The sequence below is a fragment of the Mycobacterium sp. 2YAF39 genome (genome assembly GCF_052114565.1).
Lineage (GTDB): Bacteria > Actinomycetota > Actinomycetes > Mycobacteriales > Mycobacteriaceae > Mycobacterium.
Map to the genome: position 1 here is coordinate 291,789 of NZ_JBFREZ010000005.1, position 14,741 is coordinate 306,529.

Genomic DNA, 14,741 nt, shown 5'->3' on the forward strand with positions numbered 1-14,741 from the left:
ATGAGTTCCGCCCCCCGGTGCAGTCTGATCTGCGTGGGCAAACTCATCTATGGCTTCAACGTGTCGGTGGACGGGTACATCGCTGATGCTCGAGGCAACATCGACTGGTCCGATCCGAGCGACGAACTGCACCAGTACTGGAACGACTTCGAGCGGGAGACCGCCCTGTCGTTCTACGGGCGGCGGCTCTACGAACTGATGTCCGCGTACTGGCCCACCGCCGACAAGGCCCCAGACGCCACCCCCATGATCGTCGACTTCGCCCGTATCTGGCGCGACATGCCCAAGGTCGTGTTCTCCCGCACCCTGGAGTCCGTCGACTGGAACTCCCGCCTGGAACGCGGCGACCCGGTCGGAGTCGTGACGAAGCTGAAAGCCGAAACCGACGGCAGCCTGGAGGTGGCAGGCGCGACGCTGGCCGCACCGATCGTGCAGGCCGGACTGGTGGACGAATACCGGATCGTGCTCGCGCCCACCGCCGTGGGCGGGGGCACCCCGTTCTTCCCGACACTGCCGTCATGGATCTCGCTGCGACTGCTGGAGAACCGCACGTTCCCGTGTGGCACGGTGCTGCTGCGCTACGAGGCGAAACACGACTGATCTCGCCCGTCGGCGATAACGCCATCGCCTCACAGGCCTCGGTCGTAATGTGAGGCTATGGCCATTATCGAAGCGGATGCAGCGCCCCAGACCCAGGCAGAGCGGGATTTCGGAAAAGACATCGCCGACACCCAGCAGTACTTCGACAGCCCGCGGTTCGACGGGATCATTCGCCTGTTCTCGGCCCGCCAGGTAGTCGAGCAGCGCGGCACCATCCCGACCGACTACGCGGTCGCGCGCGAGGCGGCCGCGGCCTTCTATCCGCGCCTTCGCGAGCTGTTCGCCCAGAAGAAGAGCATCACCACGTTCGGCCCCTACTCACCGGGACAGGCCGTCGTGATGAAGCGCATGGGCATCGAGGGGATCTACCTCGGCGGCTGGGCGACGTCGGCCAAGGGCTCGATCAGCGAAGATCCCGGGCCCGATCTCGCGAGCTATCCCCTGAGTCAGGTGCCCGACGAGGCCGCGGGACTGGTTCGCGCCCTGCTGACCGCGGACCGCAACCAGCAATACCTCCGGCTGCGCATGACCGACGACCAACGCGCAACGACCCCGGCATACGACTACCGTCCTTTCATCATCGCCGACGCCGACACCGGCCACGGTGGTGATCCCCACGTGCGCAACCTCATTCGCCGCTTCGTCGAGTCGGGTGTGCCCGGATACCACATCGAGGACCAGCGTCCCGGCACGAAGAAGTGCGGGCATCAGGGCGGCAAGGTCCTTGTCCCGTCCGACGAGCAGATCAAGCGCCTCAACACCGCCCGGTTCCAGCTCGACATCATGCGGGTACCGGGCATCATCGTGGCGCGCACGGACGCCGAAGCGGCCAACCTGCTCGACAGCCGCGCCGACGAGCGCGATCAGCCGTTCCTGCTCGGCGCGACCAACCTGAAGATCCCGTCGTACAAGGCCTGCTTCCTGGCCATGATGCGCAGTTTCTACAACGCGGGTGTCACCGATCTCAACGGGCACCTTCTCTACGCGCTTCCGGACGGTGAGTACGTCGCCGCCGACGCGTGGCTGCAGCGTCACGGCATCCAAGGGGCGATCACCGAGGCCGCAAAGTCGTGGCAGGACAGCGCCGAGGATTCGGTCGACTCGCTGTTCGACGCGGTCGAATCGAAGTTCGTCGACGCCTGGCAGATCGACGCCGGATTGCAGACCTACGGCGAGGCGGTCGGCGACCTGCTCGACTTCCGCGAGCGCGAGGGTGAAGCCGCGGAGATGAGCGCCGCCGACTGGCGCAAGTTCGCGGCGACGGCGCCGATGTACACCGCGCGGGAGAAGGCCAAGGAACTGGGCGCCGACGTCGCCTGGGATCCCGAGCGCACGAAGACGCCGGAGGGTTACTACCAGATCCGCGGCGGTATTCCCTACGCGATCGCGAAGTCGCTGGCCGCCGCACCGTTCGCCGACATCCTCTGGATGGAGACCAAGACCGCGGATCTCGCGGACGCCAAGCAGTTCGCCGACGCCATCCACGCGGTCTACCCGGACCAGATGCTGGCCTACAACCTCTCCCCGTCGTTCAACTGGGACACCACCGGCATGACCGACGACGAGATGCGGGCTTTCCCTGAGGAACTCGGCAAGATGGGATTCGTCTTCAACTTCATCACCTACGGGGGCCACCAGGTCGACGGTGTCGCCTGCGAGGAGTTCGCCACATCGTTGCGGCAGGAGGGCATGCTCGCGCTGGCACGCTTGCAGCGCAAGATGCGCCTCGTCGAATCCCCCTACCGCACACCGCAAACCCTGGTCGGTGGGCCCCGCAGCGACGCCGCGCTGGCGGCGTCGTCCGGACGCACGGCGACCACCAAGTCCATGGGCGAGGGGTCAACGCAGCATCAGCATCTCGTGCAGACCGAGGTGCCGAAGAAGCTGCTGGAGGAATGGCTGGCGCTCTGGAGCGACCACTACGAGATCGGCGAGAAGCTCCGTGTGCAGCTGCGCCCGCGGCGCGCCGGTTCGGACGTGCTCGACCTGCAGATACTCGGCGAAGCCGAGGAGCCGCTGGCCAACGTGGTCGTCGACCCCATCAAGGACCGTCACGGCCGCAACATCCTCACGGTGCGCGACCAGAACACGTTCGCCGAGAAGATGCGCAAGAAGCGCCTGATGGATGTCATCCACCTGTGGCTGATCCACCGGTTCAAGCCGGAGATCGTGTACTACGTGACGCCGACCGAGGACAACATCTATCAAACCGAGAAGATGAAGTCTCACGGCATCTTCAGCAACGTCTACCAGGAGGTCGGCGAGATCATCGTGGCCGACGTCAATCAGCCGCGAATCGATGAGCTGCTCGCACCCGATCACGAGGCGCTGCAGCGGTTGATCCGCAAGGAAGACTGACCGGAGCGGCACCGTGACTCCATGGACATCCTGAGAACGCCCGACGACCGATTCGACAACCTGCCCGACTATCCGTACCCGCCCACCTACATCGACGTCGAAACCCGCAGGTTGCCCTCGGTTCGGATGCACTACGTCGACGCCGGACCCGCCGACGGGCCCGTCGCCTTACTGCTACACGGGCAGCCGACGTGGTCGTTCATGTACCGCAAGGTCATTCGCGTACTCGTCGAGTCGGGCATCCGCGTCATCGCACCGGACAACATCGGGTTCGGCCGCTCGGACAAGCTCGCCGAACCCACGGCCTACACCTTTCGCAGGCACGTCGACTGGGTACAGGGTCTGATCGACGGACTGGACCTGCGCGATGTGACGCTGGTGGTCGAGGATTGGGCCGGCCCGATCGGCTTGAGTGTGTTGGCCCGCGAACCCAACCGGTTCGCCGGAGTCGTTGCAACGAACACGATCCTGTACACCTGCGACCCTGGGCTGGCAGGCAGGCTCACGTGGGCTCACCACAGCGTCGACGGCGAACGGATGGTCCTGCAGGACGCGCTCCTCGACTACGTCACGTTCTACCAACGCGCACCCGACATCGATCCGAGCCTGTTCGTCGACGCGGAGGCCGGTCCGCTCGACGCCAACGTGCGCGCCGCCTACGATGCGCCGTTCCCCGACCGAGGCTATAAGGCCGGGCTACGCCAGATGACCGCACTGATCCCGCTCACACCCAACGACCCTGGTGCGGCGATCGGTCGCGACACCATGGCTGTGCTGGGTCAGTGGGAACGGCCGTTCCTCACGGCCTACTCCGACAACGACGCCGCGACCCGAGGATGGGAGAAGGTGTTCCAGGACCACGTTCCCGGCGCCAGGACCCAGGAGCACACGATCATTTTCGGGGCCGGTCATTTCGTTGCAGAAGACAAGGGCGAGGAACTCGGAGCCATCATCGCCCAATTCATCAGCAGCACAAACTAACTCGGAGCGGGTAGGCGCAGTACCAGCCGTGCTCCGCCCATCGGGCTGGCCTCCATGGCCGCGGTGCCGCCGTGCAGGTCCGCCTGCTGGGCGACAAGGGCGAGTCCGAGCCCCGAACCGGAGCGTGCGGCCGTCGATCCACGGGAGAACCGCTGGAAGATGGCCGACCGCTCCTCCTCCGGCACGCCGCTGCCGTTGTCGTCGACGACGATCTCGACTCCCTCACCGGAACTGTCTGCGCAGAGCTGGATTTCGGTGGCACCGCCGTGCTTGACCGCATTGGTGATGGCATTGTCGATGACCAGCCGCAAGCCTGCGGGCAGACCCACCATCAGCACCGTGGTGGACGATGCCAGCGACACACGCAGATCGGGATAGTTGCGTACCGCGTCGTGTGCCGCGCGATCCAGAAGTTCGGTGATGTCGACGGGGACGAAGTCGTCGATCGTCGTCAACTCGCCTTGTGCAAGACGTTCCAGCGCCGTGAGGGTCGCTTCGATCCGGGTCTGGGTCCGCATGACGTCGGCGATCACCTCCTCACGTTGTTCGTCGCGCAACTGGAGGGTGGACAGCACTTCGAGGTTGGTGCGCATGGCCGTCAGCGGGGTGCGCAGTTCGTGGGAGGCCACGGCGGCGAAGTCGCGGGCCGACTCGAGAGCCGCCTTGGTGCGCTGCTGTTCGTCGCCGATGCGGGCGAGCATTCCCTCGACCGCCTCGGCGATCTCGACGGCTTCCTGCACACCGCGGACTTGCACCTCGTCGGGATTGGACTGGGCATTGATCGCCCGCGCCTGCTGCGCGAGCAACCGGAAAGGATTGATCATGATCGACCACATCACCCAGCCGATCAGGATGGTGCCGATGATGACGCCTGAACAGATCAGCAGCACGCGCCTGTGGAGTTCGTTGATGCGGCGCTGCGTCTCGGCGAGCGGGGCGCCCACCGCGATCGTCGCGTCGCCGGCGGCGAACGTACGCACCCGGTATTCCACGCCGTCGATGCTCGTGTTGGCATAGCCGACGTTGAATTCCGGCAGCACCACTTCCCGGGGTATCGACACTGTCACGCCGCCGAGGCGGGCGGTGCGCACCAGGTTGCCGTCGGGCGCCTGAGGCTGGTTGATTCCCGCTTGCTGTGCGGCGCGCAGCAAGGTGCTGATGTCGCCCAGACTGCTCACCGAGTCGAGTCGACGGTCGAGCTGGCTGTACTGATCGTTCGTCACGCCGAACCACACCCACGCGCCGAGCGTGAAGACCAGGGCCACGACGGAAAGGGCGGAGACGATGACGATTACGCGCAGCGACAGCACCCGCGTCAACCACTCGTAGAAAGCGCGGACGGCGCTCATATGCGTGTGGGCAGTTGGGCCGCGATCAGCGGAGCGATCTTGTCCGCCATGTATTCGTGGCCGGCATCCGTGGGATGTACTCCGTCGGCGCCGATCAACTCCGGCTTCCCGACGAACCACCCCTCGGCGATGGGGTCGACGAACGTCGCGCCCGCGAGCTGCGCCTGATACTGCAGCGCATCGCGGATCCGCACGACGGCCGCGGGAGGGTTGGCGGTCGGCCATGGCGGGCCGATGATCAGGAATGACGCCGACGGCGCAATGCGGCGGGCCAGTTGGAAAGTGCCGTAGGCCAAGACCGACACCTGCACGGGGTCGACGCCCTGATCGTTGCGCGAACCGAAGAACACGACGAGCACGTCGTCGGGCTTGACCGTGCGGGCAGTCAGATCCTCGAACAGGCTCCCCCGGTTGCCTCGCGTGCCGTATCCCGCCCCACCCTCGGCGCCCACATCCGCGCTGATCGGTATCCGGCGTGCGGCGAGATCGCCCCAGGCCTGGGCAGTCCAACCCTTCGGGCCGAGGCCGCCGAGATCGCCACCCGTCGTGTAGGAATCGCCGATCACCGCGACGCGATTCAGCGAGGTGTTCAGCGCCACAGTGCTGTTGTGGCTCACCTCAATTGGGCGCACACCGCCCACGCTGACCAGGAGCGCGAACGCGACCATGGCCGTGATCAACCGGCTCACCGCATCAGCCTAGGTCTCAATTGACGAAATGGACGTTGACGACGCGCGAACTCATCCCGCACGTGCAGAAACCACCGGTGTCCGCTCCTCGCGCTGGGCGTCGATCGTATGCAGGGTGCCGTGGCCCGGGACCCGTCGAGAGTCGCCGGGCGGGCTCATCATGCCGCGCATCCATCGCCGCGCCGGCTCCTCGACGACGTGGTACAGCAGCACCGCGCCGATCAATGCCACCGCGAGCAGCCCGAGGAGCACCGCCTTTCCCGCAAGGTCCGAACCGAGCCGTAGTTCGAACTGCATGACCATCCAGTTCCAGGTCGTGTGCACCAACTCGTGAACCATGTACAGGCTGAAGGAGATGTGACCGAGGTAGACCATCGGACGTAGGGAAAGCAGTGCAGGCAGGGTGCCTGCGCCGATCGCCAGGGTCAGCATCAGGGGCACGAACAGCAGATCGACCAGTGCCGCCGAGTCGTAGATCGTCGGTATCGGATGCGCGTCGAGCAGGTACAGGATGCCGACAATGGCCGCCGCGATGAGAAGCGACGCGACACCGGCACCCGTGCGCGCTCGGTCGCTCGGATGAAGCCTGCGGACGGCGGCACACACGAGGGCGCCCGCGGTGAACTGCATGATGATCCGCGGCAACCAGCTCCACGGTGTGTAGAACAGGCCGGTGGCCATGAGCAACACCAGAGGCGGAAGTGTGGCCGCGACGGCAAGGAAGAACAGGCCCCGCGCCCTGGTTGCTCGAGCGATCCGGAAGATCACCAGCACCAGCGCACCGAACAGGATGTAGGCCAACCACTCGGCGCTGATCGACCATGCCGGTCCGTCCCAGCTGGTTCCGTCGAAGTAGGGCGCGACCCACAGCTGCACGAGCAGGAACTGACGGACGTAGTTCCCCGCGGTGAGCTGGTTGGCGGCCTCCGATGGGATATGGCCGACGTTGAGCGTGAAGATGATCCAGAGCGCGGCGAGGTGCATCGTCACCAGATAGACCGGCCACACGCGGGACAGGCGCAGCCACAGGAAGTGCAGAGTCGACCGCCACGAAAAGGACTCACCCATCCGGTCGAGATAGTTCCACGTCAGCACGAATCCGCTGAGGATGAAGAACAGGTCCACGCCCTGGGCGCCGCAGTTGAGCACCGGCGCGAGCGCCGACCTGAATCCCGGGGCCGCCTGCTCGAGCAGCGGGCGGAAGTGAAAGAGCACGACCCACACGGCAGCGACGATGCGCAGTCCGGATAAGGCCTTGATCTCTCCGGTACGCACAACACTCTCTTCGTGAGGGACTCGAGCAGTTTCGGTCGGTGACACATGCGTGCATTCGTCTGCCGGGCGGTCCGCCTCCCCGCGACCATGCATCCTGCAGCTTCGCAGGTTAGCAGCGGCACCAGGGCCAAGGCACGTTCGGACACGCTGTCAATTCGCTGTGTGACAACCAAAATCGTTGCCAACCAGGCACTCTGGCCGAGTGGGTAGTGAGCGCCGAACCGTTGGATGTCCGGCGCGCCCCCGACGCGCCCATGATCAAGTCTTGACTGATTCCAGAAAAGGGGCATGATGGGCGTATGCCCTCGGCGCCGGACTACGCAGACCAGCTGAGGATGGCTGATCTTCGGGTGACCCGGCCACGGTTGGCTGTCCTCGAGGCGGTGTATGCCCTTCCGCACGCCGACACCGAGACGATCTTCTCAGCCGTGCGCGCCGGCCTTCCCGACGTGTCGCGTCAAGCGGTGTACGACGTCCTCGCCGCGCTGTCGGCCTCGGGTCTGATCCGCCGGATCCAGCCGTCCGGATCCGTATCGCGCTATGAATCCCGCGTCGGCGACAACCACCATCACGTCGTGTGCCGCTCGTGCGGGATCATCGCCGACGTCGACTGCGCCGTCGGCGATACGCCGTGCCTGACTCCATCTGATCCAGACGGTTCCCTCGAGGGCTTCGTCCTCGACGAGGCCGAGGTCATCTACTGGGGCCTGTGTCCCGACTGTTCGTCAACACAAGTTTCCAGATCACATCCGTGATCACAGCCCATCACCCAACCCTGGAAGGAATGTTGTGTCTGATACACCTGACGCGAAGCCGCCGTCACCCGAGAAGCCCACGGCGAGCAGCGGAAGTGAGAGCGAAAATCCGGTAATCGACACGCCCAAGCCGAAGGAGCACGCTCCGCGCAGCAACCAGGACTGGTGGCCTGACCAAGTCGACGTGTCGAAATTGCACGCGCGCGGGTCGTTCTCCAACCCATACGGCGCCGATTTCGACTACGCCGAGGAGTTCGCCAAGCTCGACCCAGAGGCCCTCAAGGCCGATGTGCTTTCGGTCATCACGACCTCGCAGGACTGGTGGCCCGCCGATTACGGCAGCTACGCCGGTCTGTTCATCCGCATGAGTTGGCACGCTGCAGGCACCTACCGCATCTACGACGGCCGCGGCGGCGGCGGCGAAGGCATGCAGCGCTTCGCGCCGCTGAACAGCTGGCCCGACAACGCCAACCTGGATAAGGCGCGTCGCCTGCTGTGGCCGGTCAAGCAGAAGTACGGCAACAAGATCTCCTGGGCCGACCTGCTGGTGTTCGCCGGCAACGTGGCACTGGAGTCGGCGGGCTTCGAGACGTTCGGCTTCGGCTTCGGCCGACCCGATGTGTGGGAGCCGGTCGAGATTCTCTTCGGCGAGGAGGACGAGTGGCTCGGTACCGACAAGCGTTACTCCGGTGAGCGCGATCTCGCCGAGCCGTACGGCGCCACCACGATGGGCTTGATCTACGTCAACCCCGAAGGTCCCGAGGGCAAGCCGGATCCGATCGCCGCGGCGATCGATATCAAGGAGACGTTCGGCCGGATGGCCATGGACGTGGAGGAGACGGCCGCCCTGATTGTCGGTGGCCACACACTGGGCAAGACCCACGGCGCCGGCCCTGACGAGGGCATGGGCCCCGAGCCCGAGGGCGCTCCGATCGAGCAGCAGGGCCTGGGCTGGAAGTGCCCGTTCGGTTCCGGCAAGGCCGGCGACACGGTCACCAGCGGTCTCGAGGTCGTCTGGACCGACAAGCCGACGCAGTGGAGCAACCGCTTCCTCGAGATCCTGTACGGCAACGAGTGGGAACTGGTGAAGAGTCCCGCCGGTGCCTGGCAGTTCGAGGCCAAGGGTGCCGAGGCGATCATCCCCGATCCGTTCGGCGGGCCGAACCGCAAGCCGACGATGTTGGTCACCGATGTCTCGATGCGGGAGGATCCGGAGTTCGGCGCGATCACCCGCCGCTGGCTCGACCACCCGGAGGAGCTCAACGAGGCGTTCGCCAAGGCCTGGTACAAGCTGCTCCACCGCGACATGGGTCCGATCAGCCGCTATGTCGGCCCGTGGATCGCAGAGCCGCAGCTATGGCAGGACCCGGTTCCCGCCGTCGAGGGCGACCTGATCGGCGAGGACGACATCAAGGCGCTCAAGGCCAAGGTGCTCGATTCCGGACTGACCGTGCAGCAGTTGGTCAAGACGGCATGGTCGTCGGCGGCCACGTTCCGCAGTACCGACAAGCGCGGCGGCGCCAATGGCGCCCGCATTCGCCTTGAGCCGCAGAAGAACTGGGAGGCCAACGAGCCCTCCGAGTTGGCCAAGGTGCTGCCGGTGCTGGAAAAGATCAAGCAGGAGTCCGGCACGAATGTGTCCCTGGCCGACCTCATCGTGCTGGCCGGTTCGGCGGCGGTCGAGAAGGCTGCCAAGGACGCCGGCTTCGCGATCGATGTCCACTTCGCGCCGGGTCGCACCGATGCGACGCAGGAGGACACCGATGTCGAGTCGTTCGCCGTGCTCGAGCCTCGGTGGGACGGGTTCCGCAACTTCGTTCGTCCGGGCGAGAAGGCTCCGTTGGAGCAGCTGCTGATGGAGAAGGCCATCTTCCTGGGCGTGACAGCGCCGGAACTGACAGCACTGGTCGGCGGGCTGCGTGCGCTGAACGTCAATCACGGCGGCAGCAAGCACGGTGTCTTCACCGACAAGCCGGGCGTGCTGACCAACGACTTCTTCGTCAACCTGCTCGACATGGGAACCCAGTGGAAGTCGGGAACGGCCGAGAACGTCTACGAGGGTGTGGACCGCGCGTCGGGCCAGCCGAAGTGGACGGCGACCGCCAATGATCTGGTGTTCGGCTCGAACTCGCAGCTGCGGGCGCTGGCCGAGCACTACGCGCAGGACGACAACAAGCAGAAGTTCGTGGAGGACTTCGTCGCCGCGTGGGTCAAGGTCATGAACAACGACCGGTTCGACCTCGACTGATCGCCTAACAACACGACGCAGCGCCCCGCGAGTTATCACTCCTCGCGGGGCGTTGTGCTCGGTAGATTATTTTCCGTGGACGCACCGTTCCTACTCCTGTCGATCCGTGGTGAGGACGAAGCAGCCGACGACGAGTACCGGGCGGTGATGCGGTTCGCGGGTCTGGATACGACGGGCGTGCACCGGATCAGCCTCACCCACGAGTCCTTGGGGGTCGTCGACCTCGCCGACTGGTCCGGCATCATCCTCGGCGGCGGCCCCTACACCGTCAGCGATGCGCCGGAGTCCAAGTCGTCGACGCAACAACGCGTCGAATCCGAGTTGTTCGAATTGATCGGGCGGATCGTGGACGCGGACTATCCGTTCCTCGGATGCTGCTACGGCGTCGGCACATTGGGAACCGTCATCGGCGCGGTGGTCGACCGTTCGTATCCGGAACCGGTCGGTGGCATGGCGATCACGGTCACCGACGCAGGTCGCACCGATCCGCTCTTTGCCGAACTACCCGACGTCTTCGACGCATACGGCGGGCACAAGGAGGCGGCGACGACACTGCCGGCGGACACGTTGTGCCTGGCCACCTCGCCGCAATGCCCGGTTCAGGCGTTCCGGGTCAAGGACAACGTCTACGCCACGCAGTTCCACCCCGAACTCGATCTCGACGGCATCGACGTCCGCCTCAATGCGTACAAGGACCACGGCTACTTCGCGCCGGAGTCGGCGGAGCAGTTGAAAATCGAAGCGCGGCAATGGAATGTCCAGCACCCGCACACGATCCTGCGGCGCTTCATCGAACGGTATGCACGACATTCCTGACTGACTTTTGACTACGGGGGAATAAGTTCTCAGCGAGACGGGAACCCCGGGGTTCATGGATACGGTGGAGTACGCGCAGGGCCGTTCGGCCGATGTCTACGGCGATCCCGCGCAGCGCACAGTTCTGATGTGGCACGGTTCGCAGCCCGATGCCCGCGCCAGCATGCGCCCCCTCGCCGACGTTCTCACCGGATACGGCATCGGTGTTGTGGTGGCCGACTGGAACTCCCACGCCGATGACGGTGGGCGGGCCGATCTGCTGGCGTCGTTGCACTTCGCGCGCGAGGTCAGCGCATCTCCCGACGATATCGTCCTGGTCGGTTGGTCGATGGGCGGCGTTGCTGCCGCGGGAGTGAACATTCACTCCGAAAAGCTGGAGGTACGGCTGGCGCACACCGTATGCCTGGCCGGTGCATTCATGGTCGCCGAACCGATTTCCGGCGCCCGCTTGCCTACCGATCTATCGGGATTTCAGCAGCGCACACCGTTCACGCTGCTGCACGGTGTCGACGACGACGTCATCCCGATTGCGATCAGCCAGGAGTTCGCCGTGAACCTCCGCAAGCAAGGGTGGCCCGTCGACGAGGGACACCTGCCGACCGACCACGCGGCGATCGCCGGCGCACACCACGACAAGGCCGCTGATCGCTATTCCGCTGCGCACGATCAGGGCACACTCACGGTTGCGGCAGTCGTGGCGGGCCGGATAGCCGGCGTGACTCCACAGTCGAGCACTTGACCTCAACATTGGTTGAGGAAGCAGGCTGGCGACATGACCAATCCATTGACCCAGATCCGCGACGATCTCTACCAGACCCGCATGGACTCGCCCTTCCCCGGATTGAGGACCCACGCCTATCTGTGGCGACGGCCCGCCGGCAATGTGCTGTTCTACAGCCTCCTCGGTGACGCAGACTTCGATGCGATCGATTCGCTTGGCGGAATCAGTGCCCAGTATCTTTCGCACCTCGACGAGGCCGGACCGAACCTGACCGCGATCGCCGAGCGCTTCGGCCGTCAGTTGCATGCTCCCGCAGCCGAACTGGAGGCAATCGCCGAACACGGCCGCGTCGATGTACCGCTGGAGGCGGCGAGGAACCTCGACGTCAACGGTGTGGAAGTGCTTCCCACGCCGGGCCATTCACCGGGAAGCACCTGCTATCTCGTGACGGGTGCGGGCGGCGAACGGTACCTGTTCACCGGCGACACCATCTTTCCCGTCGGCGATGGCACTTGGTCGACGTTCGTGGTACCGGGCCGGGGCGATCCCGCGGCAATGCGGGACAGCGTCAAGTTGCTCGGTTCTGTCGAGCCCGACGTCGTGATCTCCAGTGCCTTCGGAGGTGAGACGCCGATCGAAGCCGTCGACGCTGTGCGGTGGTCGGAGATCGTCGATCAGGCGCTGGCGAGTGTGGCGTAGGTCAGCAGCACGTGACGGGGCCATGCCCCTGCTCTGCATACGTGTCGTTCCAGCGCCACCATTCATACGGCGCGCTCTGCGGATAGCCGTCGGGTGAATCCTCCCAATGTTCCTGGCGCCCCAGGGCTGTCATGTCGAGGAGATTCCACGTGCCTACGAATACCTCGTCACCGCGGCCGTTGATCATGTAGGTGCGGAATATGCGATCGTTCTCGTCGCGGATGAACGCGTTGGTGGCGTGCCACAAGTCGCAGCCGAAGTCCTTGTCGAAGGCTCCGCCCTCTGTGGGGAGCATGCTGAACCACGGGTGCCGCCATCCCATCTTCGCCTTCATCCGCTCGAGCTCCGGCTGTGTTGCGCGGGAGACGTAGACGAAAGTCGTGTCGCGCGCGTTGAGGTGAGCAAGGTTGGGCACGTGATCGGCCATCAACGAGCAACCCACACAACCGTGTTCGGGCCAGCCGGGGTGGCCGGGAACATCGTCGCCGCCCGTGCCGGGTTCGATGAATGCGCGATAGACGATCAATTGGCGTCTGCCGTCGAACAGGTCGAGCAGGCTCAGCTTGCCGTCGGGGCCGTCGAACACATACTGCTTCTCGACAAGAGTCCACGGCATGCGGCGTCGCTGGGCGGCCAGTGCGTCGCGGGCGCGTTGAACTTCCTTCTCTTTGGCGAGCATCGCCTGGACTGCGGCGTCCCACTCCCCTGCCGACACGATCGGTGGCGTCTTCATGTCTTTGTCTCCCTCCTCATTTCGGCGAGAGTTCGTCGGACCGGCCGGCCTTCAGCCGTGACCACTGGGCGATCGGGCGCCCGTTTTCGCGTATCCGCTCGCTGTTGTCGGCGATCGGGCGAATCGGCCAGTCCGGTGGTGAGTCCTCCCACACCTCTTGCCGTCCGTACGCGGTGAGGTCCATCAGTGCGAAGTTGTAGTCCATCGCTTCCACACCGCGGTAGTTGGTCCAGTAGGTCTCGAATACGCGGTTGCCGTCTCGCAGATAGCACACCAGGTGCATGAGTCCCTTCTGACGCCCGATCAGCAGGGTGTCGAGAGATTCCTGGGCCGAGTACCACGGCACGTGCCAATCCATGAAGTCCCGGTAGCGCCTGCTCTCGTCGTACGGCCCCTGGCAGAGGACCGCGTAGGTGATGTCGCGCGAGTGCAGATACGACAGTTCCTGGACACTGTTGGTGCACCATGTGCAGCCCTCGCATTGTTCGGCCGCGGAATGACCTGTGTGCCACATGAAGTAGTAGCCGATCAACTGCCCGCGGCCCTCGAAGGCGTCGAGAAGTGTTGTCGGTCCGTCCGGACCGACCAGCGGGGTCGATGCGTCCACCTCGACCATCGGCAGCCGGCGTCTGGCCGCGGCGATAGCATCGCCTTCTCGGGTGTGCGCTTTCTCCCGCATCCGGAGCTCGTCGATCTGCGCCTGCCAGGTCGCCCGGTCCGCGATCGCCGGCATCGCTGTCATGACTGTTCCAGCCCGGTCTTGAGGTTGGCGAGCTTCCACGGCCAGCCACCGGAAATGAGTTCGCGCACTGTGCTTTCCGGAGGAAAACCGTCATGGATGACGGTCAGCTTCACCTGGCCGTCATCAACGGGTTCGATATCGAAAGAGACCTTGGATCGACTCTCTGCCGCCGCTTTGGCGATGACGTCCTCGTCGAGGCCCAACTCGGTCAGCTCCGGCACGAACGTGTGGAAGGTGAAGGCGAGCCTGCGGTAGGGATCGGATTCGAGGATCACCTGCTCCGGGTGTTCGATCTTCAGCGCCCTGTCTTCCCAGACGTAGGTGGAGCCCTTCTGCCAATCCGAGGCCATCGCGTGCCCCATGTAGCGGTGCGAGAAGGCTGGATCGGTGATCGCCTGCCAGAGTCTCTCCGGGGTGGTGCGGATGTAGGTCGTGTAGACGAAGTCGGCGCTTTTGCTCATCGGTTCGGTCTCCAATGCGATCTTGAGGTCCGCGAGTGTCTGCACCCGCGCGCGGTCGTACTGATTGATCCAGCGGTCGGCGATGGCGTTGATCGGCTCGGCGTTGACGTAGTGGAGTTTCTCCCTACCCCGCCACACCGTCGTGATGAGGTTCGCCCCTTGGAGCACCGCCAGATGCTTGCTGACCGACTGCCGCGCCATGGACAGCCCGGCGCACAGGTCGCGCAAACTCTGTCCGTTGCGCGCGTTCAGGCTGTCGAGCAGCAGTCGTCGGCTGGGGTCGGCCAGCGCCTTGAAGACCTCGTCCATCTCTG

The 14,741-nt window shown here is 65.0% G+C and carries 14 protein-coding genes; 8 read left to right on the forward strand and 6 right to left on the reverse strand.

Going from position 1 to position 14,741, the window contains the following annotated elements; all coding sequences use genetic code 11:
- The first annotated feature begins 33 nt into the window (after nucleotides 1–33).
- Genes AB4Z42_RS16830 through AB4Z42_RS16840 form a run of 3 tightly spaced genes read left to right on the forward strand, consistent with a single transcriptional unit; the run spans nucleotide 34 to nucleotide 3,939 of the window.
- Nucleotides 34–600, forward strand: a complete 567-nt coding sequence (locus AB4Z42_RS16830; RefSeq protein ID WP_442010327.1) for a dihydrofolate reductase family protein — start codon at nucleotides 34–36, stop codon at nucleotides 598–600.
- A gap of 57 nt (nucleotides 601–657) precedes the next feature.
- Nucleotides 658–2,958, forward strand: a complete 2,301-nt coding sequence (gene aceA, locus AB4Z42_RS16835; RefSeq protein WP_442010328.1) for an isocitrate lyase ICL2 — start codon at nucleotides 658–660, stop codon at nucleotides 2,956–2,958.
- Nucleotides 2,959–2,979: 21 nt separating this feature from the next.
- Nucleotides 2,980–3,939: a haloalkane dehalogenase gene (locus AB4Z42_RS16840; RefSeq protein ID WP_442010329.1), complete on the forward strand. Its 960-nt coding sequence runs from the start codon at nucleotides 2,980–2,982 to the stop codon at nucleotides 3,937–3,939.
- On the opposite strand, the gene AB4Z42_RS16845 is transcribed toward AB4Z42_RS16840, so the two are convergent.
- Genes AB4Z42_RS16845 through AB4Z42_RS16855 form a run of 3 tightly spaced genes read right to left on the reverse strand, consistent with a single transcriptional unit; the run spans nucleotide 3,936 to nucleotide 7,252 of the window.
- Nucleotides 3,936–5,288 (reverse strand): sensor histidine kinase, encoded by a 1,353-nt coding sequence (locus tag AB4Z42_RS16845; protein ID WP_442010330.1) that lies wholly within the window; start codon nucleotides 5,286–5,288, stop codon nucleotides 3,936–3,938. The two genes, AB4Z42_RS16840 and AB4Z42_RS16845, sit on opposite strands and share 4 nt — an antisense overlap.
- Nucleotides 5,285–5,977, reverse strand: a complete 693-nt coding sequence (locus tag AB4Z42_RS16850) for an Rv0518 family GDSL lipase (protein WP_442010331.1) — start codon at nucleotides 5,975–5,977, stop codon at nucleotides 5,285–5,287. The genes AB4Z42_RS16845 and AB4Z42_RS16850 overlap by 4 nt, the downstream gene beginning before the upstream one ends.
- 51 nt (nucleotides 5,978–6,028) lie before the next feature.
- Nucleotides 6,029–7,252 carry an acyltransferase family protein gene (locus tag AB4Z42_RS16855; RefSeq protein WP_442010332.1) on the reverse strand — a complete coding sequence of 408 codons (1,224 nt, stop codon included), beginning with the start codon at nucleotides 7,250–7,252 and terminating at the stop codon, nucleotides 6,029–6,031.
- A 299-nt stretch (nucleotides 7,253–7,551) separates the two neighbouring features.
- Here AB4Z42_RS16855 and AB4Z42_RS16860 point away from each other — a divergent pair, with 299 nt between their 5' ends.
- The 5 genes from AB4Z42_RS16860 to AB4Z42_RS16880 all read left to right on the forward strand — a co-directional run bounded on the left by AB4Z42_RS16860 (nucleotide 7,552) and on the right by AB4Z42_RS16880 (nucleotide 12,491).
- On the forward strand, nucleotides 7,552–8,007 hold the full coding sequence (locus AB4Z42_RS16860; protein ID WP_442010333.1) for a Fur family transcriptional regulator: 456 nt from the start codon (nucleotides 7,552–7,554) through the stop codon (nucleotides 8,005–8,007).
- A 34-nt stretch (nucleotides 8,008–8,041) separates the two neighbouring features.
- Nucleotides 8,042–10,255 (forward strand): catalase/peroxidase HPI, encoded by a 2,214-nt coding sequence (gene katG / locus AB4Z42_RS16865; protein ID WP_442010334.1) that lies wholly within the window; start codon nucleotides 8,042–8,044, stop codon nucleotides 10,253–10,255.
- A gap of 75 nt (nucleotides 10,256–10,330) precedes the next feature.
- The gene (locus AB4Z42_RS16870) at nucleotides 10,331–11,071 is read left to right on the forward strand and encodes a glutamine amidotransferase (RefSeq protein ID WP_442010335.1); all 741 of its coding nucleotides are present in this window, start codon (nucleotides 10,331–10,333) and stop codon (nucleotides 11,069–11,071) included.
- A gap of 55 nt (nucleotides 11,072–11,126) precedes the next feature.
- A complete protein-coding gene (locus AB4Z42_RS16875; RefSeq protein WP_442010336.1) occupies nucleotides 11,127–11,810 on the forward strand; it encodes an alpha/beta hydrolase family protein in 684 nt (227 codons plus the stop codon).
- 33 nt (nucleotides 11,811–11,843) lie between these two features.
- Nucleotides 11,844–12,491: an MBL fold metallo-hydrolase gene (locus AB4Z42_RS16880; protein WP_442010337.1), complete on the forward strand. Its 648-nt coding sequence runs from the start codon at nucleotides 11,844–11,846 to the stop codon at nucleotides 12,489–12,491.
- Nucleotide 12,492: 1 nt separating this feature from the next.
- Here AB4Z42_RS16880 and AB4Z42_RS16885 read toward each other — a convergent pair whose 3' ends face one another.
- The 3 genes from AB4Z42_RS16885 to AB4Z42_RS16895 are packed head-to-tail and all read right to left on the reverse strand — an operon-like array spanning nucleotide 12,493 to nucleotide 14,736.
- A complete protein-coding gene (locus AB4Z42_RS16885) occupies nucleotides 12,493–13,224 on the reverse strand; it encodes a DUF899 domain-containing protein (protein WP_442010338.1) in 732 nt (243 codons plus the stop codon).
- 16 nt (nucleotides 13,225–13,240) lie between these two features.
- Nucleotides 13,241–13,966: a DUF899 family protein gene (locus tag AB4Z42_RS16890; RefSeq protein WP_442010339.1), complete on the reverse strand. Its 726-nt coding sequence runs from the start codon at nucleotides 13,964–13,966 to the stop codon at nucleotides 13,241–13,243.
- Nucleotides 13,963–14,736, reverse strand: a complete 774-nt coding sequence (locus tag AB4Z42_RS16895; RefSeq protein ID WP_442010510.1) for an ArsR/SmtB family transcription factor — start codon at nucleotides 14,734–14,736, stop codon at nucleotides 13,963–13,965. The genes AB4Z42_RS16890 and AB4Z42_RS16895 overlap by 4 nt, the downstream gene beginning before the upstream one ends.
- Nucleotides 14,737–14,741: the final 5 nt, after the last annotated feature.

What these genes read in the sequence shown, in the direction of transcription:
- AB4Z42_RS16890 (WP_442010339.1), bottom strand. Translation starts at nt 13,966, where the DNA reads ATGACAGCGATGCCGGCGATCGCGGACCGGGCGACCTGGCAGGCGCAG.
- AB4Z42_RS16875 (WP_442010336.1), top strand. Translation starts at nt 11,127, where the DNA reads ATGGATACGGTGGAGTACGCGCAGGGCCGTTCGGCCGATGTCTACGGC.
- AB4Z42_RS16880 (WP_442010337.1), top strand. Translation starts at nt 11,844, where the DNA reads ATGACCAATCCATTGACCCAGATCCGCGACGATCTCTACCAGACCCGC.
- aceA (WP_442010328.1), top strand. Translation starts at nt 658, where the DNA reads ATGGCCATTATCGAAGCGGATGCAGCGCCCCAGACCCAGGCAGAGCGG.
- AB4Z42_RS16895 (WP_442010510.1), bottom strand. Translation starts at nt 14,736, where the DNA reads ATGGACGAGGTCTTCAAGGCGCTGGCCGACCCCAGCCGACGACTGCTG.
- AB4Z42_RS16840 (WP_442010329.1), top strand. Translation starts at nt 2,980, where the DNA reads ATGGACATCCTGAGAACGCCCGACGACCGATTCGACAACCTGCCCGAC.
- AB4Z42_RS16860 (WP_442010333.1), top strand. Translation starts at nt 7,552, where the DNA reads ATGCCCTCGGCGCCGGACTACGCAGACCAGCTGAGGATGGCTGATCTT.
- AB4Z42_RS16845 (WP_442010330.1), bottom strand. Translation starts at nt 5,288, where the DNA reads ATGAGCGCCGTCCGCGCTTTCTACGAGTGGTTGACGCGGGTGCTGTCG.
- AB4Z42_RS16885 (WP_442010338.1), bottom strand. Translation starts at nt 13,224, where the DNA reads ATGAAGACGCCACCGATCGTGTCGGCAGGGGAGTGGGACGCCGCAGTC.